The following is a 23,251-nucleotide window of genomic DNA, read 5'->3' as shown; positions in this document are numbered from 1 at the left end:
GTTTTTTAGCGGAGCTACCGCACCCACCCTTGCGCCACTTGGGTCTCGCCCACCTGCTTGATGCGGCGTTACCCCGCTTGATTCGTCACCGGGCACGGCGATTTCAGAGTTGCCAATGCCCCATCCCCTTGCGCGGCGGACAAAAACGAACATAATCGAACGAAACCCACCCAAGGACAGCCGCATGTCACAAAGCTTTCGCCAACCCGATATCCTTGAAATCGCCCGCGCCGAGGGCAAGGTCACCGTCGAGGGGCTGGCCGAGCGCTTTGACGTCACGGTTCAGACGATCCGCCGCGACCTGACCGAACTTGCCAATGCGGGCAAGCTTGAGCGGGTGCATGGCGGTGCGATCCTGCCGTCGGGGGTCAACAATATCCTCTACGAGGAACGCCGCCGCCTGAACGAGGCCGCCAAGACCGCCATCGCGCGCGCCTGTGCCGCCGCGATCCCCGACGAGGCCTCGGTTTTTCTTGATATCGGCACCACCACAGAGGCGGTCGCGCGCGAATTGCTTGATCATCGCAACCTGATGGTGGTCACCAACAACATGAACGTCGCGCAAATCCTGCTGGCCAACAAATCCTGCAATATCGTGGTTGCGGGCGGCGCCCTGCGGCGGGCCGACAACGGGCTTGTCGGCAACCTGACGGCGCGCACCATCGAGAATTTCAAGTTCGACTACGCGATCCTTGGCTGTTCGGCGATGGACGTCGACGGCGACCTGCTTGATTTCGACATTCAGGAAGTGGTCGTCGGCCAGACCCTTCTCAACCGCTCGCGCGAGGTGTTTCTGGTCGCCGATGCCTCGAAATTCCAGCGCAGCGCGCCGGTGCGGATCGGATCGCTGCGCGATGTGCATCAGGTGTTCACCGACCAGCCCCTGCCGCCGCGTCTGACCGAACAATGCACCGGCTGGGGCACGCGTGTGCATGTGACCGGCCCTGCCCCGGAATAACGCGCGCTCAGAGCGTGTCGCATGTTGTCGACGCTCAAAACCGGTTCCCACCTTTGAGCAACATGCTCTAGCCGCGCAGAAAGCTGGCAAAGGGGATGTAGCGCACGCTGTCGCCGGGCTTGATCTCGGCGCCCGCCTCGGGAAGTTCGACCAAGCCCTCGGCCCAGCTTAGCCCGCTGATGCGGCCAGAACCTTCGGATTTGAACACTTCGGCGCGCCCGTCGCGCATCCGCGCGCGCAGATATTCTCGCCGTCCGGGTTTCTTGCGCTTCTCGAAATTCGATTGCACATCAAAGCCTTGCGGTTCAAACCACCCGGCCCCAGAAAGGGCGGCCATCGCCGGGCGCGCAAAGATCAGCGTACAAACAAGCGCCGCCACCGGATTACCGGGCAGGCCGAAAACCGGTGTCTCACACCAGAGCCCAAGCGCCAGAGGCCGCCCCGGTTTGATCGCGATGCGCCATTCCGCCATCGCGCCCGCCTCGTTCAAAAGCGCCGAGACGTGGTCTTCATCCCCCGCCGAGGCCCCGCCCGAGGTCAGGATCACATCCGCCTCGGCCGCGCCGCGATCAAGCGCGCGGCGCAGGGCCTCGCGGTCATCCGCCACCTTGCCAAGGTCAACCACCTCATAACCGAAATCGCGCACAAGCGCGCTTAGCATCGGGCGGTTGGCGTCAAAAATCTGGCCCTCGCGCGGTGTTCCTCCGGCCTCGGCCAATTCATCCCCGGTCGAAATGATCGCCACCCGGAGCGGCAGGCAGACCTCAAGCCGCGCCACGCCCACGGCGGCGCAAAGCGCAAGATCGGCGGGCGTCAGGACACGACCGGGCGCAAGGATGGTCTCGCCCTCGCCCACATCCTCGCCCGCGCGGCGGGTGTTGGCGCCCGGTTTTATGCCCGCACGAAAGGCAATCTCGCCCGGGCCAACGCTCACATCCTCTTGCAGGATCACCGTATCGACACCGGTCGGCAAGGCTGCCCCGGTCAGCACCCGAACCGCATGCCCCGTCGGCACCTCGCCCGCATAAGGCACCCCCGCCGCCGCGCGCCCCGCCACCAGCGGCAAGGTCTGATCACCCGCGCCAAGGCTGGCAAAGGCAAAGCCATAGCCATCGACCGCCGTGTTGGGATGCGGGGGATTGGCGCGACGCGCGGTGACAGGTGCGGCAAGCACCCGGCCCAGGGCGCGCGACAGATCAACCTCTTCCTGCCCGACCACCCGGTGCAAGCGCGCGCGCAACAGCGCCAGCGCCTGATCCGCCGGGGTCCAGTCGACACCGCCGGGAAGTGCAAAGCAATCGTCGCGCAGCGGGGGGGGAGCCGTTGCCGGGATATCCGTGAGTGCGGTTAGGCGCGCGCCATTGCCTGCGCCCAATATCCAGCCTTCCTCAGCTGCATCCGCAGGAACGTCCGCCATCATTTGCCCCAGTTCATCACTCGGCACGCGCGACAAGGCCCGTGCGAGAAGCCGCACCTGCTCGCGATCCCGGATCGCCCCCTTGCCCAACCGCGCCATGCGCGCCTTGACAGCCGACTCGATCAAACCCGGCCAGATCTCGGCAAGCACGACAGGGGCCTGCGCCGATATCTCAAAGGGCCAGACCGCAACACCGGGGCGGCGCCTGAGGCGCGAAAGAACAGGAAGCCCCATCAAGACCTGCCCGCCGACGGTGGGAGGAAAGGCAAGTTGAAAACAGCTTGACGAGGCCTTGGCCTTGAGATCGCAAGCCCGACGTTCCCCGACCGGTGCAAAAGGGATTCCCACCTTGCGATAAGGAATGCCGGGCCAATCGCGCTCGTTCGGCTTGCCCCAGAACGGACCGGGCCCTTCGAACATAAAGTTCATCATCTCGGCAACGTCATAGCGGTTATTCCGGCCGTCTTGCGCATCCTCAACCCGCTCTGCAAGCCAGTCCCATAGCGCAAGAGTATCCGACTGTCCGGTCACATGCTCGGCAAAACCACGCGGATAGCCGAAGGGGAAATCGAAACTCAGCAAGAGGCGCCTTCCGGCGGAACGCTCTGCGTCGATCAAGGTGGCAAGCCGCTCCTCGGCCTCAAATCGCGATCTGCAATATACCGGTTCCGCACTGACGCCGACTCGCTCGACACCCAACCAGATTGAGTCCTTGCCAGGTTTGGCAGGCCCGCGCTTTCCGGCGGACCAATCGACTGCGGCGAAGGTATCGAATGGTCTCACAACCCGACCTCGGCAAGGATGAAATCAGCGATCGCCAGCGTGTCGTCGAGGTCGAAAACCGGGCGATCAAGATCAAGCGGGCTGTCGCTTGCGACGGCGCGGATGGTCGGGTCATTGGTGGCAATCAACGGGTTGCCGGTCTCTGCACGAAAGGCCTCGACCTTGGGGTGCGTGTCGCGCTTGTAGCCCTCGATCAACACAAGATCGACCGGCGCCAGCTTGTCGAGCAGCATCGCAAGCGACGGTTCATCCTCATCGCGCAACTCGTGCATCAGTGCAAAGCGGTTGCGCGAGGCCAGCAAAACCTCGGTCGCGCCGGCCACCCGGTGGCGGTGGCTGTCCTTGCCCGCGTGATCGACGTCAAAGGTGTGGTGGGCGTGTTTCACCGTCGAGACACGGATGCCGCGCCCGGTGATCTCGGTCACAAGCCTCTCCATCAAGCCGGTTTTGCCCGCATTCTTCCAGCCGGTCACGCCGTAAAGCCTCATACCCCTGCCCCCAATCTGTCCCGCGCCTGTTCAAGGTCTTCGGGAGTATTCACGTTGAAAAACGGATCACCCGCCTCGTCGAAAAGCGCCTCGCGCCCGCCGTGCTTGTCAGTCCAGATCACCACCTTGCGCAAGCCATCGGTAAGGGCCACGCGCAAGTCATCGCGCAAGGCCACCGGCCAGAGCCCAAAGGTCGGATGCCGGATGAGACCAGAGCCGCTCATGGATTTCGTCTCCTGCGCGCCGCGCGGAGTGGCGGCAAGAACCAGCGGATACGTCATGCCCTCTGCGGCCACAATCAAGCGCGCCACCAGGTCGGTGGGGAAGAACGGCGTATCCGCCGCCACGGTCACGATAGCGTCCGCGCCCTGTTCCGCGGCCCAGTCGAGCCCGGCCAGCACCCCAACCAAAGGCCCGGCAAATCCCTCGATACTGTCGCCTAAAACCGGCAGGCCATACTCCGCGAACCGCTCCGGGCCGCCATTGGCATTTAGCGCGAGCTTTGCCACCTGAGGCTTCAACCGTGTCATCACATGGTCAAGAATGGTTGACGATCCAAGCGGCAAAAGCCCCTTGTCGCCACCGCCCATGCGCGTGGCGCGCCCCCCCGCGAGAATAACACCAAGAGGCGGCTTCATGCGCGCTGCCCTCGCAACCAGCCAAGAAAATTAGATGAATTTTCTTTCACATTTTCTTCGTTCAAGAAAATGACCCGCGCCCGGCCGATCATGTCGGTGCCCCCTTGCGACGATATTTGTGATCCTCATCGGCTACGGCCTCTGGGTCGGCGTCGCGCAAAAGCCGCTCTTCTCCCGACAGGCACACAAACCGCTTGCCCCGCATCCGCCCGATCAGCGTAAGCCCGACTTGCTTGGCAATCTCAACGCCCCAAGCGGTAAACCCCGACCGCGACGCCAGCACCGGAATGCCCATCATCGCCGTCTTGATCACCATCTCTGATGTCAGCCGCCCGGTGGTGTACAAAAGCTTGTCCTGCGCCGAAACACCTTCGCTCAGCATCCAGCCAGCGATCTTGTCCACCGCATTGTGACGCCCCACATCCTCCATATAGACCAAGGGCCGCGCCCCTTTACAGAGCACCGTGCCGTGGATCGCCCCTGCCTCAAGGTAGAGCGATGGTGTGCGATTGATCTGCGCGGCCAAGGCGTAAAGATCAGAGGTCCTGACCTCGACCTGCGGCAATTGCACGCCCTCAAGCCCCTCCATCATATCGCCAAAAACCGTGCCCACTGCACACCCGCTGGTGCGGGTTTTTTTCTTGAGCTTCTCCTCGTAGGTGGTCTGCCCATCGGTGCGCACTACAACCGTCTCCAGATCTTCGTCATAATCGACACCCCGGACCACCTCGCCCTTGGCAAGCATCCCCTGATTGCGCAGAAACCCAAGCGCCAGATATTCAGGATAGTCACCAATCGTCATCGCCGTCACGATTTCCTGACCATTGAGGAAAATCGTCAAGGGGCGCTCCTCCACCACGGAAATGCGTATCGGCTGTCCCATGTGATCCACGCCCTCAACCGCGCGCGTCAGACGCGGCGCACCGGGATCAGGCGCGATCAGGTAACCGGACAGATCATCGCTCAAGGCCAATTGCATCTCCTCCTTGCATTGGGTACGCCCTTGCCAGAGCACAAGGGCAACTTAGGGGCAAGCGGTGCCAAGGCAAACCACCAAATCGATCTATTGGCAAGGTGTGCGCGATGGCGCGCCCTTTATTCTGGTAATCGTCCCGTTTTCCGTCCTCTTCGGCGTTGTCGCCACCGAGGCGGGCCTCAACGTTCTTGAAACCATGAGCTTTTCAGTGCTCGTCATCGCCGGCGCGGCGCAATTCACCGCGCTTCAGCTTTTGTCAGACGGCGCGCCAACCGCAATCGCGCTGATTTCGGCACTGGCCGTCAACCTGCGCATGGCGATGTATTCGGCCTCGCTCACCCCCTATATCGGCGGGGCAACCTTGGGCCAGCGCGCGCTTGCGGCCTACTTCACCGTCGACCAAAGCTATGCCTGCGCGATCGTCAAATTCGAGGCCAACCCCGGCTGGTCGATCCCGCAACGCTTGGCCTATTTCTTTGGCGTGGTCACCCCGATCTGCCCGCTTTGGTATATCTTCACTCTTGTTGGCGCGCTTGTCGGCACCTCCATTCCACAGGGGCTGGCGCTTGATTTTGCTCTGCCGATCACCTTTCTTGCGATGATTGCTCCGATGCTGCGCACACCGGCCCATTTGGCGGCGGCCTTTACGTCCGTCGCCCTGTCGCTGGTCTTTGCCTTTCTTCCTTACAACCTCGGCCTGCTGATCGCGGGCGTGGCCGCGATGATGGTCGGCGCTCAGGTCGAGCTGATCGTCGAACGCCGCGCCCTTCCTGCAGGGGACGCACAATGATCGACAAGACAAGCCTCTGGATCGTCATCCTCCTCCTTGGTCTCGGAAGCTTCGGACTGCGCTTCGTGTTCACCGGGCTTATCGGCGACCGCCCCCTGCCTGCCTGGATGCTGCGCCACCTTCGCTACACCGCCGTGGCCGTCCTGCCGGGGCTGGTGGCACCGCTCGTGGTCTGGCCCGCCGCCACCGGCGGCACCTTGGATGCCCCGCGCATGGCGGCGGCGATCATCACCTTGGCGGTGGGCTATTTCACCCGCAACGTGATCCTCGCCATCGTCCTCGGCGCGCTCACGCTTTACGGCGGTCTCGCCCTGCTCGGCTGACCCCTTGCAAGCCCCTTCTTCTTGGCAAAAATACTCCGGGGGAGTCGCGCTTCGCGCGGCGGGGGCAGCGCCCCCTAGTCTCTCGGGGCCGCTGCGCGGCGCAGGCGGTCATTGATCGCGCGCCCCAATCCGTGATCCGGGATCGGCGAGACCGCAATCACGCCCGCACCTTGCGCATCAAGCGCATGCAGGTGGTGAAACAGATTGGCCGCAGCCTCGGTCAAATCCCCGGCCACCGACAGGTTCAGATCGGCCTCAACCGCGCCGAACCCCAGCAAAACCTCCCCCTCCCGGCGCTCGGTCGCGTTCAGCCGAACAAGCCCACCGGGGGCATAATGCGATTGCATCTGCCCCGGCGCACTCAACGGATCATCCGCCCCATGCAGGCGCAACGGCTGCCCCAAGGCCGCCTCAAGCGCCTCCAGAGGCAATCCTCCGGGGCGCAAAAGCACGGGCGCGCCGACCAGCCCCACAATAGTGGATTCCACCCCGACCGCACAGGCGCCACCATCTAGAACCGCCTCGATCCGGCCCGACAAACCGGCCAGCACATGCCCGGCCTCGGTCGGGCTTATTTTCCCCGAAGGATTGGCCGATGGTGCCGCCACCGGCCCGTCGAAAGCCTCAAGCAAGCCCTGCGCGACCGGATGCGCCGGCAGGCGCACGGCGAGGCTCGCCAAATCGGCGGTCACAAGCGACGACAGGCCCGCATCCGGTTTCAGCGGCAACACAAGCGTCAGCGGCCCCGGCCAGAAGGCACGCGCAAGCACATCCGCAAAATCGTTCCACTCGACATAGGCCTGAGCGGTCTCGATGCTGCCGACATGCACGATCAGCGGGTTGAACCGCGGCCGGTCCTTGGCCTCGAAAATCCGCGCGACCGCGTGATCCTGACGCGCATCCGCGCCAAGCCCATAGACCGTTTCGGTCGGAAATGCGACAAGTCCCCCGGCGCGCAAAATTGCAGCCGCCCTTGCAAATCCCTCTTCGTCGGGCGAAAGACATGTCGTTTCCAAGGTAACGTGGCCCTTTTTGACGCGGCGTAGCGGTTGAAGGCTGGCCGCGATTGATTACGCTCAGGTTCAAGGTAAGTTCCATATAGGGGCGCGGCCACGCTGCCAAGTCGCCCGCACAATAGATCAGGAGATTTCAATGCCGTATCGTGCCCCGGTCGAGGAATATCAGTTTCTGTTCGATCACGTTGTCGACCTTGAAAAGGTCGCCGCCACCGATCGCTTCGCAGAGGCCACCCCGGATATGACCGCCGCCATTCTCTCCGAGGCCGGGCGCATGTGTCAGGACGTTCTTTACCCGCTGCAACGCCCCGGCGATCTGCATCCGGCGCATCTTGAGAACGGCGTCGTGCGCACCTCGCCGGGTTACGGCGACGGCTATCGCGCGATTGCGGAAGGCGGCTGGGTCTCGATAAGCGCCAGCCCCGAGCATGGCGGCATGGGCCTGCCGATGACGGTGACGACGGCGGTCAATGAAATGATGTCCTCGGCTTGTCTCTCGCTGCAACTCAACCCGCTGATGACCCAAGGCCAGATCGAGGCGCTTGAACATCACGCCAGCGATGCGCTCAAGGATATCTACCTGCCCAGACTGGTCAGCGGCGAATGGTCCGGCACCATGAACCTGACCGAGCCGCAGGCCGGATCGGATGTCGGCGCGCTGCGTTCAAAGGCCGAAGACAATGGCGACGGCAGCTATGCGGTGACCGGCCAGAAGATTTACATCAGCTGGGGCGACAATGATTTCACCGAAAACGTCTGTCACCTTGTGCTGGCCCGCCTGCCCGACGGGGTGCCCGGCACCAAGGGCATTAGCCTCTTTCTGGTGCCGAAGTTCATCCCCGACGACAACGGCACACCGGGGCGCGCCAACTCTCTCAAGGTGGTCAGCCTTGAGCATAAGATGGGCCTGCACGGAAGCCCGACGGCGGTGATGCAATTTGACGGCGCGACCGGCTGGCTTGTGGGCAAACCGCATGACGGGATGCGCGCAATGTTCACGATGATGAACAACGCGCGCCTTGGCGTCGGCGGTCAGGGCATCGGCGTCGCCGAAGGCGCCTATCAGCACGCGCTTGCCTATGCATTGGATCGCAAACAGGGCCGCACCCCGGTCGAGGGCGGCACCGGCACGATCATTGATCACGCCGATGTGCGCCGCATGCTGAGCACGATGAAGGCCGATATCTTTGCCGCGCGCAGCATCGCGCTGACCTGTGCGGCGGCCACCGACATGCAGACCGCCACCAATGATGCCGACTGGGGCGCACGCGCCGCCTTCCTGACGCCGATTGTCAAGGCCTTTGGCACCGAAACCGGCATGGCCGTCTCGGAAATGGGCGTCCAGGTGCATGGCGGCATGGGCTTTATCGAGGAAACCGGCGCGGCGCAGTATTACCGCGACGTGCGCGTCACCGCGATCTACGAGGGCACCAACGGCATTCAGGCGATGGATCTTGTGGCCCGCAAACTCATGGATGGCGGCGAGGCGGGCTTTGCGATCCTTGACGAGATCGCGACGCTGGCCGAAACCGCGCGCAGCACGCTGCCTGATCTGGCCGAGCCGGTCTGGCAGGCCTCTGAAACCCTGCGCGAGGCGATGGAATGGATGCTGGCGCAGGGCGACCTTAACCAGCGCTTTGCCGGCGCCGCGCCGTTCCAGCGCGCCTTTGCGCGCGTCCTTGGCGGGCATTTCCACCTCAAGGCGGCTCTGGCCGAGGGCGGCACTGGCGCGCGCGCACGCCTTGCACGGTTCTATATCACCCGGCTTTTGCCCGAACATGCCGGGCTTTTGGCGCATGCCACATCGGGTGCCGATGACCTTTATGCGCTCAGCGCCGCGGATCTTGGCGCATGATGGACGGCGGCGGCGGCATCATCCGTTATCCGTGGGCGGAACCGCCCGCAGCGGGCGAGGCAATCACCGTCGCGCCCGGCGTGCTCTGGCTGCGCCTGCCGTTGCCGATGGTGCTTGATCACGTCAACATCTACGCGCTTGAGGAGGGCGACAGCTGGACCATCGTCGATACCGGCATCCACTCCAAACGCAGCGTGGCCCTCTGGGAAACCCTTCTCGCCGGGCCGCTGGCGGGCAAACCCGTTTCCCGCGTGATCCTGACCCACCACCACCCCGATCATATCGGCATGGCGGGCTGGTTCATGGCGCGTTTTAACGCCGAGCTTTGGGCAACGCGGACCTCGTGGCTCTTGTCGCGGATGCTGATCCTTGATGTCGAGGATGAACCGACACCACAGGCGCTTGAATTCTGGCGCAGCGCCGGGATGGACCCGGATGTGTTTGAAGCGCGTCGCGCCGAGCGTCCCTATAATTTCGCCGATATCTGTTACCCGCTGCCGGTGGGTTATACCCGCGTGCAAGAGGGCGAGGTGATCCGCGCGGGCGGGCGCGATTGGGACGTGCGGCTTGGCGGCGGGCATGCGCCCGACCACCTCACCCTCTGGAGCCGCGACGACACTCTGGTCATAGCCGGCGATCAGATCCTGCCCTCGATCAGCCCCAATATCGGCGTCTACCCGACCGAGCCCGAGGCCGACCCGCTTGCCGATTGGCTGGCGGCCTGTGCCCGCCTTGCCGGGTTTGCCCTTGACGATCATCTGGTGCTTGGCGGGCATAAATTACCCTTCACCGGTCTGCCGATGCGGATGCGCCAGCTGAGCGAAAACCACCACGGCGCGTTGACGCGCCTGCGCGAGCACCTCGAGACGCCGCGCACCGCAGCGGAGTGTTTCCCGCAGCTGTTCAAACGAAAAATTGATCGCGGCACCTATGGATTGGCCCTTGTCGAGTCGGTTGCGCACCTCAATCATATGCATCAGGCTGGCGAAGTTAGACGCTGGCGCCGCGATGATGGCGCCTGGCTCTGGCAGGTCTGTGACAGTTAAAGAGGAGTGGTGATATGGACGACAAGATCGAAACATCGGCCGAGGCCGCCGAGGCACATGCGATGCCGCGCTTTCACGAAGTCCACTCCGACCCTGATCAACCCTGCATGAAAGCGGCCGCCAAGGCGCTTGGCGACAAGCCGGGCGGCGACAAGAGCGCGGCGCAATGGGCCTATGAGCGGATGATCCTTTACATCCAGAATTTCGAGAAGACCCTCGACGAGGAACACGAGGTCGCGATGGGCTTTGTCGGCGGGGACGCGGGCGTGTTGCGGATCGAAGGCATGGGCTATTTCGACCCCGATATCGTCACCTTTTACGGCGAGGATGCCAGCGGTGCGCGCACCCAGCTTGTCCAGCATGTGGGGCAGCTTAGCGTGATGTTGCGCGCCCTGCCGAAACCGGCCAAGGTGGCCGCGCCCAACCGCATCGGCTTTCGTCTTGCCGAGGACCTTGCAAAAGCTTGATCCCCTGTGACAGCTTGGGTGGTGACAGCCCCGATCAAATGCAGTATCCAGCCGCAAGATACACAGATTCAGTTATGAAAGAGGATACCCAAATGGCCGATCACAAGCATGGTGAGATGGATATTCAGGTTCAGGAAAAGACCTTTGACGGCTTTGTCAAAGCGGTCACATGGAGCGTTGTCGTGATCATCGGCGTGCTGGTCTTTATCGCAATCGTCAACGGCTAAGCCGCGCTTGCGCGACCGGACGAGCGTTCAAGGTAGAGGGTTTCCCATGCGTGGTTGGATGATTGCGATTGCGGCTGTGTTTGCGCTGGCCGGTTGCGCCGCCGAATCGGTATGGGCCCCGGATGAGGCAGTGACACGCGCCGCGTACCGTCATGACGGGCCGCCGCGCCTGACCCTGTTCACGATGCTCAACAACCATAGTGACGCGGGCGCGCATACCTCGTTGATGATCAACGGCTCGCAACGGGTGATCTTTGACCCCGCCGGGTCGTTCAAGCACGAGACCATCCCAGAGCGCAACGACCTGCTCTATGGCATCACCCCGCCGGTGGCCGATGTCTATACCCGCTATCACGCGCGCAAGACCTATCGCGTGCGCATTCAGCGCCTCGATGTCTCGCCCGAAACTGCAGAGCGCGCCATCGCGCTTGCCAAGGCCGCGGGCCCGGTGCCCTCGGCGCAATGCTCGCTGTCGACCTCTCAAATCCTCGCAGAGCTTTATCCCGGTCAGGTCAAAACCTCCTGGCTTCCGCGCAAGACCTCGGACGAGTTTGGCGCCATTCCCGGCGTGACCACCGAAGAGCTTTATGAATACGACGACGACGACAACAGCAAAGTCTTGCGCGCCTGGACCCCGCCCAACGCCTGAGCCTTTCGCAAATCCTGCACCCGTCGCCGATTTTGGCGCTGCACCTTCCGGGGGCAAGGCCTATGGCCTGACAGCGCCCTTGATAGGTCTGACGCCGCTCAGGTGATAGTATTGGTTTGCCGCTAAACGCCCTCTTTCTCAGACACCGCGTGATCAATGGCGCCTTATGGCGAATGACGAAGCCGACGTTGAATGCCAGGCGGTGCCTGACCGCGGGTGGGCGTACATCCGGTCGTAACTGCCGCTTTATCCTGCAACAAACATCCAACGAATTCATTGGAGTTCAACACTGCAAAAGCGCCCGCCCATGGGGCGGTCGGTCGCTGCCCGGCGACGCCATGCGCCTTGCTCCGGGCGTTGGGGCCAAGTCTGCTATGGGCTTATTCTGTTGAAAAACTCCGCTACGCCAAAATCGCCTCGGAAACTTGGAACACTGTTCTCGTCACAGGCCAATTGACAAACGGTACTTCCAGAATGGCGTTTTAGCGGGACAATATTCTGCTGATCTTGCCCTTTCGAGCGATCAGGCGAGTTTTTCAACGGAATAGGCTCAAAGTTGACGCTGGCCCACAAAAAAGGGCCCTGTCCCGAGCGGAACAGGGCCCTTTCAAGCGTTGCTAGACTGGCTTAGTTGCCGCCACCAATCACCGACAGACCGCGCAGGATATCAATGGCATAAGCCAGTTGATAATCATCTTCGCGCAGCTTGGCCGCCTCAAGGGCGCGGGCGCGATCTTCTTCGATCTGCTTGATCTCATCCTCGGTCAAGCTGTCGTTGGACAGGCTGCCACGCAGATCGGCCTCGGAGCGATTGGGCCGGGTTGTGACCGCCTCATCCTCTTCGGTGGCCGGGGTGCGGCGGGGTTGTTCCACAAGGATGTCCGGGCTCACGCCAAGCGCCTGGATTGAGCGGCCCGACGGCGTGTAATAGCGCGCTGTGGTCAGACGCATCGCGCCATTGCCGCGCAGCGGCATCACCGTCTGAACCGAGCCTTTGCCAAAGCTCTTGGTGCCGACAACAATCGCGCGGTGATGATCCTGAAGCGCGCCGGCCACGATCTCGGAGGCACTGGCAGAGCCGCCGTTGATCAGCACGACAATCGGCTTGCCGTTCGCCAGATCACCGGGCGTCGAGTTGAAACGCTCGCCGTCCTGCGGGTTGCGGCCACGGGTGCTGACGATCTCGCCCTTGTCAAGGAAGGCATCCGACACCTTGATGGCCTGGTTCAAAAGCCCGCCGGGATTGTTGCGCAGATCAAGAATGATGCCGCTGACGTTGTCTTCGCCGCCAAGTTCCTCGACCTTCTCGGCCAGTCCAGCTTCGAGGTTGGGATAGGTTTGCTCGTTAAAGGTTGTCACCCGAAGCACCACGGCGTTTTGCTCGACACGCGCGCGCACCGCCGTAAGCTTGATCGTGTCACGAATGATCGACACATCGAACGGCTCGGGCGATCCTTCGCGCACCACGGTGATGATGATCTCGCTGCCGACCGGGCCGCGCATCAATTCGACCGCCTCGTTGAGGGTCAGGCCCAGAACGCTTTCACCATCGACATGGGTGATGAAATCGCCCGATTCGATCCCGGCCTGATCGGCGGGGGTGCCATCCATCGGCGAGACAACTTTGACAAAGCCGTCTTCCTGCGTCACCTCGATGCCAAGGCCGCCGAATTCGCCGCGGGTCTGGACCTGCATGTTTTCGGAATCGTCAGGCGACAGATAGCTGGAATGCGGATCAAGCGAGGTCAGCATGCCGTTGATCGCCGCCTCGACAAGATCCTTGGTGTCGACATCCTCGACGTATTGCGCGCGAATGCGTTCAAAAATGTCCCCGAAGAGATCAAGCTGTTCGTAAACGTCAATCGAGTCGGTCGCTTCCTGTGCCAAAAGCGGTGCCGCCACCTGGGTTGTTACCACGACGCCGGTCAGAATACCGGCCGAAGCGGCCATCAGGAACTTTTTCATGTTTCAGTCATCCTTGTCGGTCTTGAACCACGCAAGCGGGTCCACTGGGGAATTGTCTTGTCTGACCTCAATATAGAGCGTCTGCGTCCGTTCGGAACCCGTATCCTGAGAATCGGCGGCCAAAAGCAGATCGCCCTCTGCGCCCGCACCGCCCATCAACCCCACCGGGCTGCTGCCGGGCAACACCTGGCCTGTTTGACCATAAACAACATCCAACCCGGCAAACACCAGCAAAATCCCCGATTGCGGTTCCAGGATGATCACATTTCCGTAGTCAAGCAATGGGCCACGATAGCGCACCGTCGCCGCCGCAGGCGTGCGAACAAGGGCGCGCGGGCGGGTGGCGACGACGACACCGGGGCGCTTGATGCCGGCGGCGTCTGCCTCGCCTGCGCGGCGCAGGATGGTGCCCTCGACCGGAAGCGGCAAGGCGCCTTTGCGCGCGCTGATATCGGGCAGGCTTCCGGATGCCTCGTCGATCGCGATCTCGCTCAACCCGCTGGCAAAGCCCTCAAGCGTTTCGGTCGAGGCGATCAACAGCGCGGTTTTTACCGAATCCTCGGTAAAGCGGCGCGGCAGGTTGGTGCGCTCGGCCATCGCGGCGCTGAGCGCGCTGCGCGCCTCCTGCACGCCCTCAAGCCCCTCTTGAAGCTTGTCCGCCGCGCTTTGCTGAAGCGCGCGCAGCACGCTCAGTTCCTGAACCTTGTCACGCAGCGACAGCGCGCGTGCATCAAGCGCCGGGGCCACCTCAGAGAGGATCATCCCCGCCCGCGCCGTGCCCACCGGCCCCGCCGGATGCATCAAAAGCACCGGCACCGGGGCATTGCCCATCGTCTGAAGCACGCCCAAAAGCTGGGCGATTTCATCGTCGCGCGCGCGCAACTCAGCGCTCAGCGCCTGTTCGCGCACCGCCGCACGGCGCAGCCCGTCGCGCATCGCCTCAAGCCCGTCCTCGAAGGCGGTGATCGTCTCGGTCAGCGCCTTGACCCGGTTTTGCGCGCCTTCCGCCTTGCTGAGCGCCTCTGACGCCCGGCCAAGCCGCTCGGCGGCCGCAAAGGCCGCCGTGGCAGGATCGGTCGACACCTGCGCAAACGCGGGCGGCACAAAGCCCAACCCGACACAGAGAAGGGCCCGCAACATGCTCATTTCAAAAGACTTTCCCCGGTCATTTCCTCGGGCTTGGGCAGGTTCATCAGCTCAAGCAAGGTCGGCGCCAAATCGGCCAACCGCCCGCCTGAGCGCAGATGCGCGCCACTTGGCCCACCCACAAGGATAACCGGCACAGGGTTGAGCGTATGCGCGGTATGCGGGCCACCCGTGACCGGATCGACCATCACCTCGCAATTGCCGTGATCGGCGGTCACGATCATCGCGCCGCCCACCGCCTCTAACGCTTCGACCACACGGGTAAGGCCCTGATCCACCGCCTCGCAGGCCGCCATCGCGGCCGCAAGGTTGCCAGTATGCCCAACCATATCGGGGTTGGCATAGTTCACGACGATCAGGTCATAGTCTTCATGGATAGCGCTGACAAAATGGGATGTGACCTCATCCGCCGACATCTCGGGCTGCAAGTCATAGGTCGCCACATGAGGCGAGGCCGCCATATAGCGGTCTTCGCCGGGTTCGGGCGTTTCCTTGCCTCCGTTCAGGAAGAACGTGACATGCGGGTATTTTTCGGTCTCGGCCAGATGGAACTGTCGCAGGCCCTTCTTGGCCACCCATTCGCCGAGCGTATTATTGATATCGCGCGACGGAAACACCGTGTCATACCAGGCATTATGCGCCTCGGAATACTCGACCATCCCCAAAAGCGCGGCCCATTCCGGCCGCTTGCCGGTGTCAAAAGCCGTGAAATCAGGGTCGGCAATCGCCTGAAGGATTTCGCGCGCCCGGTCGGCGCGAAAATTGAGACAGAACACACCATCGCCATCGCGCGCTCCAAAATAGTCGCCAATCGCGCTCGCCGCGATAAATTCATCGGATTCAGAGCGCACATAGGCGTTTGTCACCGCGATGCGCGGGTTGGCACAGCGGATTCCCTTGCCAAAAACGATCGCCTCGTAAGCCTCTTGCACCCGGCCCCAGCGATTGTCGCGATCCATCGCGAAATAACGCCCGATGATGGTGGCGATCTCGACCCCCTCGGGCAATGTCTCGGCGAGGCGTTCAAGGTAAACCCGCGCCGATTTCGGCGCCACGTCGCGCCCGTCGGTCAGCGCATGCAGGACAACCGGCACCCCGGCCTCGGCAATCGCGCGTGCTGCGGCCACGATATGGGTCATATGGCCATGCACGCCGCCATCCGACACCAGCCCGATCAGATGCGCACGCCCGCCACTCTTTTGCAGCTTGGCGATAAAGCGCTTCAGCGAGGCATTCTCGAAAAAGCTGCCCTCTTCGATCGCAAGGTCAATCTGTCCCAGATCCATCGCCACCACCCGGCCCGCGCCGATATTGGTGTGCCCGACCTCGGAGTTGCCCATCTGCCCGCGCGGCAGGCCGACATCGGGGCCGTGGGTGATCAGCGTGTCATTGGGACATGTCGCCATCAGCCGGTCAAAGGTGGGGGTATTTGCGAGATGCGGCGCGTTCGCCGCTGTTTCCTCACTCAGGCCCCAGCCATCCAGAATGCATAAAACGACGGGTTTTGGGGTACGCATGACGGCTCCTGGCTTGGTCTTGTCCGCCTTCTATCCCCTTCGCGCGCCGGGGTGAACCGGGTTAGCGCTAGCACTTTCGCTGTTGTGCAAAATACCGCACCCGCAAACGCAAAACGCGGCCCCGTTTCGGGGGCCGCGCCTGTAATCTTAACCGATGCTAAGGCTTATGCCAGAGCGAGGTTGATCGCGCTTTCGCGGCCGTCACGGCCGGCTTCGATGTCAAATGTTACTTTTTGATCATCTGCAAGACCCGACAGGCCCGACCGCTCAACGGCCGAGATGTGTACGAAAACGTCTTTGCTGCCGCCATCGGGGGCAATAAAGCCGAAGCCTTTAGTTGTGTTGAACCATTTCACGGTGCCAGTAGCCATATCCGTGTTCTCCTAAATTTAATGCTGCCCGCGTAGGTGCGGCAGCCCGGCAAGGTATGTCTGGATCGAAGACTGAGCGCCGGTTTAGGGAGACAACAGGTCGAAATAGAATAACGTTCGCAAGGTGCATATGGGGGCAAAGCGCAAAAATTGCAAGGTATTTCCGCGCCTGCCCCCGATATTAAAGCGGATACCTGCCGCCTATCGCACGAATTTCTTGTGCTTCACCCGCTTCGGCTCAAGCGCATCGGGGCCAAGACGGCGCTTTTTGTCCTCTTCATAATCGCTGAAGGCGCCTTCGAACCATTCGACATGCGCGTCGCCCTCAAACGCAAGGATATGCGTACAGATCCGGTCGAGGAAAAAGCGGTCGTGGCTGATGACCACGGCGCAGCCGGCGAAATCCACCAGCGCATCTTCCAGCGCGCGCAGGGTTTCAACGTCAAGATCGTTGGTCGGCTCATCGAGCAGCAGAACATTGCCGCCATCCTTGAGCAGCCGCGCCATATGCACGCGATTGCGCTCACCGCCCGACAGAAGCGACACCTTCTTTTGCTGATCGCCACCCTTGAAGTTGAACGACGAGCAATAGGCGCGCGCGTTCACCTCGGCATCGCCAAGCTTGATGATGTCCTTGCCGTCGGCAATCGCTTCCCAGACGTTGTCATTGGGGGCAAGATCGTCGCGCGACTGGTCTACATACGACAGCTTGACCGTATCGCCATACTCGATCGTGCCAGAATCCGGCGCCTCTTGGCCGGTGAGGGTCTTGAACAGCGTCGATTTACCCGCGCCGTTGGGGCCGATCACCCCGACAATACCACCCGGCGGCAGCGAAAAGCTCAGGTCTTCGATCAAGAGCTTGTCGCCCATGTGCTTGGTCAAGCCGTTGACCTCGATCACCTTGTTGCCAAGACGCGGGCCATTGGGGATCACGATCTGGGCACGGGCGAGCTTTTCGCGCTCGGACTGTCCGGCAAGCTCGTTATAGGCGTTGATCCGGGCCTTTTGCTTGGCCTGGCGCGCCTTTTGGCCCTGCCGCATCCACTCAAGTTCGCGCTCAAGCGTCTTTTGCTTGGATTTATCCTCGCGTGCTTCCTGGCTCAGGCGCTTGGCCTTTTGTTCAAGCCAGGCAGAATAATTGCCCTCATAGGGCATGCCGCGGCCGCGATCCAACTCGAGAATCCAGCTGGTGATATCATCAAGGAAGTAGCGGTCATGGGTGACGATAAGGATTGTGCCCTTATAGTCGATCAGATGCTGTTGCAGCCAGGCGATGGTCTCGGCGTCAAGGTGGTTGGTCGGCTCGTCGAGCAAGAGCATTTCGGGCGCTTCGAGCAACAGCTTGCAGAGCGCGACGCGGCGGCGTTCACCGCCAGACAGGCTCTCGACATCGGCGCTATCGGGCGGACAGCGCAGCGCCTCCATCGAGATATCGACCTGTGAATCCAGATCCCAGAGGTTCTGGCTGTCGATTTCATCCTGCAACTCGGCCATCTCATCGGCGGTCTCGTCGCTGTAATTCATCGCCAATTCGTTGAAGCGATCAAGCTTGGCCTTCTTGGCGGCGACGCCAAGCATGACGTTGTCGCGCACGTTCAGCGCCGGATCAAGATGCGGCTCCTGCGGCAGATAGCCGACCTTGGCGCCCTCGGCGGCCCAGGCCTCGCCGGTGAAATCGGTATCAAGGCCGGCCATGATTTTCATCAGGGTCGATTTACCCGAGCCATTTACACCCACCACACCGATTTTGACGCCGGGCAAAAAGCTCAGGTGAATGTCCTCGAAACATTTCTTCCCGCCCGGATAGGTCTTGGAGACCCCCTGCATGTGATAGACGTATTGATAGGCTGCCATGTTGTGCCGCTCCACTTGCGTATCTGTAATCCAACGCACCTGATACCCTCCATGGCGTCGAGGGGCAATGGCCTAGCGCAGGCTATGGATCGGCGACGACACGGGCGCCGGGGCAATGCGAAATGGCTTGGTCGCTGGCAGCGGATCATGCGCCGTCATCCAGGTGATCAAATCCTCGCGCCGCATCGGACGGGCAAGGCCAAAGCCCTGAATGACCGGGCAATTGGCCCGGCGCAGCATGTCAAGCTGGCCTTCGGTTTCGACACCTTCGGCCACCACCTGCATGTCCAGCAGGGTACAAAGGCGGATAATGGCGCGCACGATCACCCGATTGCGCGGATCGCTGTCCAGCCGCGCGATCATCGAGCGGTCAAGCTTGATCGCGTCAATCTCGAAGGTGGCCATATGCGACAGGCCGGCATAGCCGGTGCCGAAATCATCAAGCGCCACGCGCACGCCAAGCCGCTTGAGCCGCTCGACGGCGGTCACGATGTCATGGCCGCTGCCGTCAAGGATGGTGGTTTCGAGCACTTCGATACAGATATGTTCCGGGCGCAAACCGCGCATCTGAAGCCCCCAGTCAAGCAGACCGGGATAATTCACATCCGCCAGGATCGAGGCTGACACGTCGATCGCCATGGTCATCTGGTCAAACCCGGCCGCATGCAATTCGGCCAGGGCATCAAGCGCCATGTTCATCGACATATAGTCGATATCGGCCAATATCCCCAAACCATCCGCCGCCGACAAAAACTCTGACGGAAGCAGCAATCCGCGCCGCGGATGGCGCCAGCGTACCAGCGCTTCACAGCCGCAAATCCGGCGGTCCGACAGGCGAAGCTGTGGCTGAAGGTAGATTTCAAACTGTTCCGCGACCAACGCCTCGCGCAGATCGCGCGCCAGTTCCTGCTGCGCCTTCTGGACCTGCCCCAGATGCGGCGTGTAGCACACGACCTGCCCACGGCCACGCGCCTTGGCGCTGTAAAGCGCCTGGTCGGCACGCTGGATCAGGGCCTCGCCGGTATCGGAAAGCCGCTCTGGCAAGCAGGCCCCGATCGAGGCGCCGATGCGAATCGCCTGCTCATCCCAGTCAAGGGGATGGGCCAGCGTCTCAAGCACCGCATTGGCCCGCTCGATCAACGCGGCCTTGTTGCCGGGTTCAAGGCAGATCAGCAGAAACTCGTCGCCGCCCGTCCGGCACGCCAAATCCCCCGGTGCGCAATGACTTTCAAGGGCGCGCGCCACGTGTTTTAGCGTGGCATCGCCCGCGCCGTGGCCAAGCGTGTCGTTGATATCCTTGAACTTGTCGATGTCGATCACCAGAACGCCGAACTTTCCCTGCGCGATATGATCCGTCACGAGTTTGGACCCAAGGTAATCCTCTAGCTTCTTGCGATTGGCCAGCCCCGTAAGATCGTCGTGATGCGCGCTTCGCTTGAGATCGACCTGAATCTGGCGCAGCGCCAATTCCGCATTCACCTGGTCGGTGACATCTCGACAGGTCACCACCACCCTTTTTTGATGCGCTCCGGGGCCGAGATCCAGCATCGCAAAACTTTGCTGATTCCAGAAAACCTGACCATTGCGCCGAACATTCCGGCTTAGCTGATAGCGGCGAAACAGCGGGCTTTCGGGATCATAGCGGAAATTCTCCAACGCTTCGCGATCCGGGCGCTCATTGGCCGGCAGGATGAAATCCTGCGGCTTGCGGCCGCGCATTTCCTCAAGGCTCCAGCCGTACATGTCTTCACAGGCCGGGTTCACCCATTCGATACGCGCCTCGATATCCTGCACGACGATACCATCGCGCGCCTGTTCAAGGATCAACCCATAGACCGATTGCAGGGCTTCTGCGCCCTCGGGCACCGCTGGCCCCGTCACGTTCTGAGCGCCCTCTGACACCTGCACAAATTCTCCGCATAAAGCCTGACCTCGCGCCACATTAAACAGCGCAAGGTTAACGACCCGTAGCGCGCCATGCCCTTTCAGCAAAAAATCCGAAAAATTTTTTTTTAGTGACCCTGCGCGTCAAAGCGGCGTCATACTGAGCGTCGAGGCCCAACGAGAAGCGACAGCGGTCAAGACAAGGGTCTGCTCTATTTGCATGGCTTCAAGAACAGCTACGAGGAATCCGTGCAAACCCTCGCGGGCATCTGGCAGAGCGCCGGTCAGGGCTATTTTCGCAAGCCCCCCGAGATCCTGATCCGCGCCTTTTCGCTTTACACCACGCGCGCGGCTGGCAATGAAAGAGCCATGAGATACACCCTGCCCCCTTCGCATCCCGGTCAGGTGATCGGCCTTTTGGGTGGATCATTCGATCCGCCCCATGCCGGCCACCTGCATATCAGCCGCGAGGCGCTCAAGCGGTTCGGGCTGGATCGGCTGTGGTGGTTGGTCAGCCCCGGCAACCCCCTCAAGGAGCAGGGCCCGGCCCCACTTGGGCGCCGGATGGGCGCGGCGCGCGCGCTTGTCGATCACCCGCGCATCGACATCACCGATTTCGAGGCCCAGGCCGACACACGCTATACCGCCCAGACCCTGCGGGCGCTGATCCGTGCGCGGCCGGGGGTGCGGTTCGTGTGGCTGATGGGCGCCGATAACCTGGCGCAATTTCACCTCTGGCAGGATTGGCGCGAGATCATGAATACCGTGCCGGTGGGCGTTCTGGCCCGCCCGGGCCAGCGGATTTCGGCGCGCATGTCGCCCGCCGCGCGGGTGTTTGATCACGCCCGGCTTGGCGCCCGCCAATGTCACCGGCTTGGCCAGATGGACGCCCCGGCCTGGTGCTTTGTCAATGTGCCGATGATGGCGATCTCATCCACCCACCTGCGCCAGAGCGGCGCATGGGCGGATGCAACACAAAAGTGACGCGGCCGTGAGCGCGAATGCCGATTGCACCGCGCCGCGCGCTGCGCTTTACTCTGCGCCATGACCAAGCCGCTTTCCAGACGCGCCTTTCTTGGCACTGCGCTGTCGGCGCTTGCCGTCCCTGCATGGGCCGGTGCGCCAAGCGTGTCGCTGCGCCCAAAGGCGCGCCCCGGTGATTTCGCCCGCAGTGTCGCCACCCGCGGCCCAACCGCGCCCAGCACCAAGGCCCTGATCGCCGAGGCCAAGCTGTCGGGAAACGTCGGCTTTGCCGTGAGCGACGCCAAGACCGGCCTTATCCTTGAAGAGGGCGACGCCGCCCTCGGCCTGCCGCCCGCCAGCGTGACTAAGGCCGTGACGGCGCTTTACGGGCTGGATACGCTGGGGCCCGATCACCGGTTTCAGACCCGCCTTGTCGCCACCGGACCGATCAGCGGCGGGATCCTCAGGGGCGATCTCGTGCTGGCCGGGGGGGGCGATCCGACGCTTGATACCAACGCGCTTGCCGAAATGGCCGCCGCCCTCAAAAAGGCGGGCCTGCGCGAGTTGCGCGGCAAGTTCCTGGTCTGGGGCGGGGCGCTGCCGTTCCTGCGCGCGATTGATGAAACCCAGCCCGAGCACGCAGGCTATAATCCGTCGCTCTCGGGGCTGAACCTCAATTACAACCGGGTGCATTTTGAGTGGAAGCGCAGCGGCGGCAAATACGCCATCACCATGGACGCGCGATCCGACAAGTACCGCCCCGATGTCACCATGGCGCGCATGCGCATCGCCGAGCGTAAAGCGCCGGTTTACACCTATCGCGGCAAAGCTCAGCACGACGAGTGGACCGTGGCGCGCAGCGCACTTGGGAACGGCGGCGCGCGGTGGTTGCCGGTGCGCCAGCCAGAGCTTTACGCAGGCGAGGTGCTTGCCACCTTTGCCCGTGCGCAGGGCATCAAGCTCGGCCAGCCCGAAATCTCCAAAAGTGCGCCCATCGGCAGTGCCCTTGTCACCCACCGCAGTGATCCGCTCAGCACCGTGTTGCGCGACATGCTGCGCTATTCCACCAACCTGACGGCCGAAATGGTCGGCCTTGCCGCCAGTGCCGCGCGGCGTGGCAAGCCCGTGCCACTTCGGGCCTCGGCGCGGGAAATGACCCAATGGGCACAGGCGACACTCGGCATGAGCGGCGCGCTTCTGGTTGATCACTCCGGGCTTGGCGATGCCTCGCGGCTGACGGCGGCGTCGATGGCGCGCGCGCTTGGAAAGGCCCATAAGGCAGGGCTGTTGAAGCCGCTGTTGCGTGACATCCCGCTGCGCGATGCGCGCGGGCGCACCCTCAAGAACCAGCCGATCAAGGTCGTGGCAAAGACCGGCACGCTCTATTTCGTGAGCGCGCTTGCGGGGTACATGACCACGCCCGACGGGGTCGACCTGGCCTTTGCCATTTTCTCTGCGAGCGACAGTTTGCGCGCCAAGGTGAACTCGGCGCAGGATGATCGCCCGCCCGGCGCGTCGTCCTGGAACAAGCGCGCGAAACAGTTGCAACAGGCGCTGATTGAACGTTGGGGCATTGTCTATGGCGACTAGGCCGCCCCGTCAGACCTTGCCTTTGAAATCCGGCGTGCGGCCCGCAAGATTGGCGGCAATCTGTTCCATCTGATGCGGCTTGCCGATAAGACCGGCCTGCTCGCGGCTTTCGGCTTATTTTGTTGAAAAACTCTTCCTTGATCGAGGCGTGCATCACTGATTCAATTCCCATATTGATCGGGGGATTTTGCCATGTTGGGACCGAGGCAGGAAGCACAGGCGGCGCTGTTTTATGAGTTCTCGCTGGAGGATCACATCCCGCAAAATCACTTGCTTCGTTCGATTGACCGGTTTGTCGATCTGAGCGGCATCCGCCAGTATCTGG

The 23,251-nt window shown here is 62.3% G+C and carries 21 protein-coding genes; 10 read left to right on the top strand and 11 right to left on the bottom strand.

Annotated features, from left to right (window positions below):
- Window positions 1–184: 184 nt before the first annotated feature.
- The gene (locus ROG8370_RS09985) at window positions 185–958 is read left to right on the top strand and encodes a DeoR/GlpR family DNA-binding transcription regulator (protein ID WP_085826984.1); all 774 of its coding nucleotides are present in this window, start codon (window positions 185–187) and stop codon (window positions 956–958) included.
- 67 nt (window positions 959–1,025) lie between these two features.
- Here ROG8370_RS09985 and ROG8370_RS09980 read toward each other — a convergent pair whose 3' ends face one another.
- The 4 genes from ROG8370_RS09980 to fdhD form a co-directional block, all read right to left on the bottom strand.
- Entirely contained in the window at window positions 1,026–3,158 is a 2,133-nt protein-coding gene (locus ROG8370_RS09980) for a molybdopterin-binding protein (protein ID WP_085826939.1), read from the bottom strand.
- On the bottom strand, window positions 3,155–3,646 hold the full coding sequence (gene mobB / locus ROG8370_RS09975) for a molybdopterin-guanine dinucleotide biosynthesis protein B (protein ID WP_085826938.1): 492 nt from the start codon (window positions 3,644–3,646) through the stop codon (window positions 3,155–3,157). Before mobB ends, ROG8370_RS09980 begins: the two co-directional genes overlap by 4 nt.
- Complete coding sequence (gene mobA, locus ROG8370_RS09970) at window positions 3,643–4,284, bottom strand: molybdenum cofactor guanylyltransferase MobA (RefSeq protein WP_085826937.1); 642 nt, start codon at window positions 4,282–4,284, stop codon at window positions 3,643–3,645. Before mobA ends, mobB begins: the two co-directional genes overlap by 4 nt.
- Before the next feature lie 88 nt (window positions 4,285–4,372).
- Window positions 4,373–5,263: a formate dehydrogenase accessory sulfurtransferase FdhD gene (fdhD, locus tag ROG8370_RS09965; RefSeq protein ID WP_085826936.1), complete on the bottom strand. Its 891-nt coding sequence runs from the start codon at window positions 5,261–5,263 to the stop codon at window positions 4,373–4,375.
- Window positions 5,264–5,321: 58 nt separating this feature from the next.
- Between fdhD and ROG8370_RS09960 the strand changes: the two genes are divergently transcribed.
- Together ROG8370_RS09960 and ROG8370_RS09955 are read left to right on the top strand one after the other, a co-directional pair.
- A complete protein-coding gene (locus ROG8370_RS09960) occupies window positions 5,322–6,050 on the top strand; it encodes an AzlC family ABC transporter permease (RefSeq protein ID WP_085826935.1) in 729 nt (242 codons plus the stop codon).
- Complete coding sequence (locus ROG8370_RS09955; RefSeq protein ID WP_085826934.1) at window positions 6,047–6,373, top strand: AzlD domain-containing protein; 327 nt, start codon at window positions 6,047–6,049, stop codon at window positions 6,371–6,373. The genes ROG8370_RS09960 and ROG8370_RS09955 overlap by 4 nt, the downstream gene beginning before the upstream one ends.
- A gap of 74 nt (window positions 6,374–6,447) precedes the next feature.
- On the opposite strand, the gene ROG8370_RS09950 is transcribed toward ROG8370_RS09955, so the two are convergent.
- Window positions 6,448–7,389, bottom strand: a complete 942-nt coding sequence (locus ROG8370_RS09950) for an L-threonylcarbamoyladenylate synthase (RefSeq protein WP_085826933.1) — start codon at window positions 7,387–7,389, stop codon at window positions 6,448–6,450.
- Between the two features lie 136 nt (window positions 7,390–7,525).
- Here ROG8370_RS09950 and ROG8370_RS09945 point away from each other — a divergent pair, with 136 nt between their 5' ends.
- From ROG8370_RS09945 to ROG8370_RS09925, 5 genes are all read left to right on the top strand, one after another.
- The gene (locus tag ROG8370_RS09945) at window positions 7,526–9,244 is read left to right on the top strand and encodes an acyl-CoA dehydrogenase (protein ID WP_085826932.1); all 1,719 of its coding nucleotides are present in this window, start codon (window positions 7,526–7,528) and stop codon (window positions 9,242–9,244) included.
- The gene (locus tag ROG8370_RS09940; protein WP_085826931.1) at window positions 9,241–10,290 is read left to right on the top strand and encodes an MBL fold metallo-hydrolase; all 1,050 of its coding nucleotides are present in this window, start codon (window positions 9,241–9,243) and stop codon (window positions 10,288–10,290) included. Before ROG8370_RS09945 ends, ROG8370_RS09940 begins: the two co-directional genes overlap by 4 nt.
- Before the next feature lie 14 nt (window positions 10,291–10,304).
- On the top strand, window positions 10,305–10,757 hold the full coding sequence (locus ROG8370_RS09935) for a hypothetical protein (RefSeq protein ID WP_085826930.1): 453 nt from the start codon (window positions 10,305–10,307) through the stop codon (window positions 10,755–10,757).
- Between the two features lie 74 nt (window positions 10,758–10,831).
- A complete protein-coding gene (locus ROG8370_RS09930; protein WP_370738335.1) occupies window positions 10,832–10,984 on the top strand; it encodes an aa3-type cytochrome c oxidase subunit IV in 153 nt (50 codons plus the stop codon).
- Window positions 10,985–11,030: 46 nt separating this feature from the next.
- A complete protein-coding gene (locus tag ROG8370_RS09925; protein ID WP_170925219.1) occupies window positions 11,031–11,633 on the top strand; it encodes a hypothetical protein in 603 nt (200 codons plus the stop codon).
- A gap of 627 nt (window positions 11,634–12,260) precedes the next feature.
- Here the strand turns inward: ROG8370_RS09925 and ROG8370_RS09920 are convergent.
- The 6 genes from ROG8370_RS09920 to ROG8370_RS09895 form a co-directional block, all read right to left on the bottom strand.
- Entirely contained in the window at window positions 12,261–13,598 is a 1,338-nt protein-coding gene (locus ROG8370_RS09920; RefSeq protein ID WP_085826928.1) for a S41 family peptidase, read from the bottom strand.
- Between the two features lie 3 nt (window positions 13,599–13,601).
- A complete protein-coding gene (locus ROG8370_RS09915; protein WP_085826927.1) occupies window positions 13,602–14,744 on the bottom strand; it encodes a murein hydrolase activator EnvC family protein in 1,143 nt (380 codons plus the stop codon).
- Window positions 14,741–16,261, bottom strand: a complete 1,521-nt coding sequence (gene gpmI / locus ROG8370_RS09910) for a 2,3-bisphosphoglycerate-independent phosphoglycerate mutase (RefSeq protein ID WP_085826926.1) — start codon at window positions 16,259–16,261, stop codon at window positions 14,741–14,743. The genes ROG8370_RS09915 and gpmI overlap by 4 nt, the downstream gene beginning before the upstream one ends.
- Window positions 16,262–16,425: 164 nt before the next feature.
- On the bottom strand, window positions 16,426–16,632 hold the full coding sequence (locus ROG8370_RS09905) for a cold-shock protein (RefSeq protein WP_073200690.1): 207 nt from the start codon (window positions 16,630–16,632) through the stop codon (window positions 16,426–16,428).
- Between the two features lie 201 nt (window positions 16,633–16,833).
- Window positions 16,834–18,489 carry an energy-dependent translational throttle protein EttA gene (gene ettA, locus ROG8370_RS09900; protein WP_085826925.1) on the bottom strand — a complete coding sequence of 552 codons (1,656 nt, stop codon included), beginning with the start codon at window positions 18,487–18,489 and terminating at the stop codon, window positions 16,834–16,836.
- Between the two features lie 72 nt (window positions 18,490–18,561).
- Window positions 18,562–20,397 (bottom strand): putative bifunctional diguanylate cyclase/phosphodiesterase, encoded by a 1,836-nt coding sequence (locus ROG8370_RS09895; protein WP_170925218.1) that lies wholly within the window; start codon window positions 20,395–20,397, stop codon window positions 18,562–18,564.
- 345 nt (window positions 20,398–20,742) lie between these two features.
- On the opposite strand from ROG8370_RS09895, the gene ROG8370_RS09890 reads away from it, so the two are divergent.
- Together ROG8370_RS09890 and dacB are read left to right on the top strand one after the other, a co-directional pair.
- Window positions 20,743–21,357 carry a nicotinate-nucleotide adenylyltransferase gene (locus ROG8370_RS09890; RefSeq protein WP_085826982.1) on the top strand — a complete coding sequence of 205 codons (615 nt, stop codon included), beginning with the start codon at window positions 20,743–20,745 and terminating at the stop codon, window positions 21,355–21,357.
- Between the two features lie 60 nt (window positions 21,358–21,417).
- Entirely contained in the window at window positions 21,418–22,926 is a 1,509-nt protein-coding gene (gene dacB / locus ROG8370_RS09885; protein WP_085826923.1) for a D-alanyl-D-alanine carboxypeptidase/D-alanyl-D-alanine endopeptidase, read from the top strand.
- Window positions 22,927–23,251 lie beyond the last annotated feature (325 nt).

It is taken from the genome of Roseovarius gaetbuli (assembly GCF_900172365.1).
GTDB lineage: Bacteria > Pseudomonadota > Alphaproteobacteria > Rhodobacterales > Rhodobacteraceae > Roseovarius > Roseovarius gaetbuli.
This window is presented reverse-complemented; position numbering and strand designations above follow the sequence as displayed.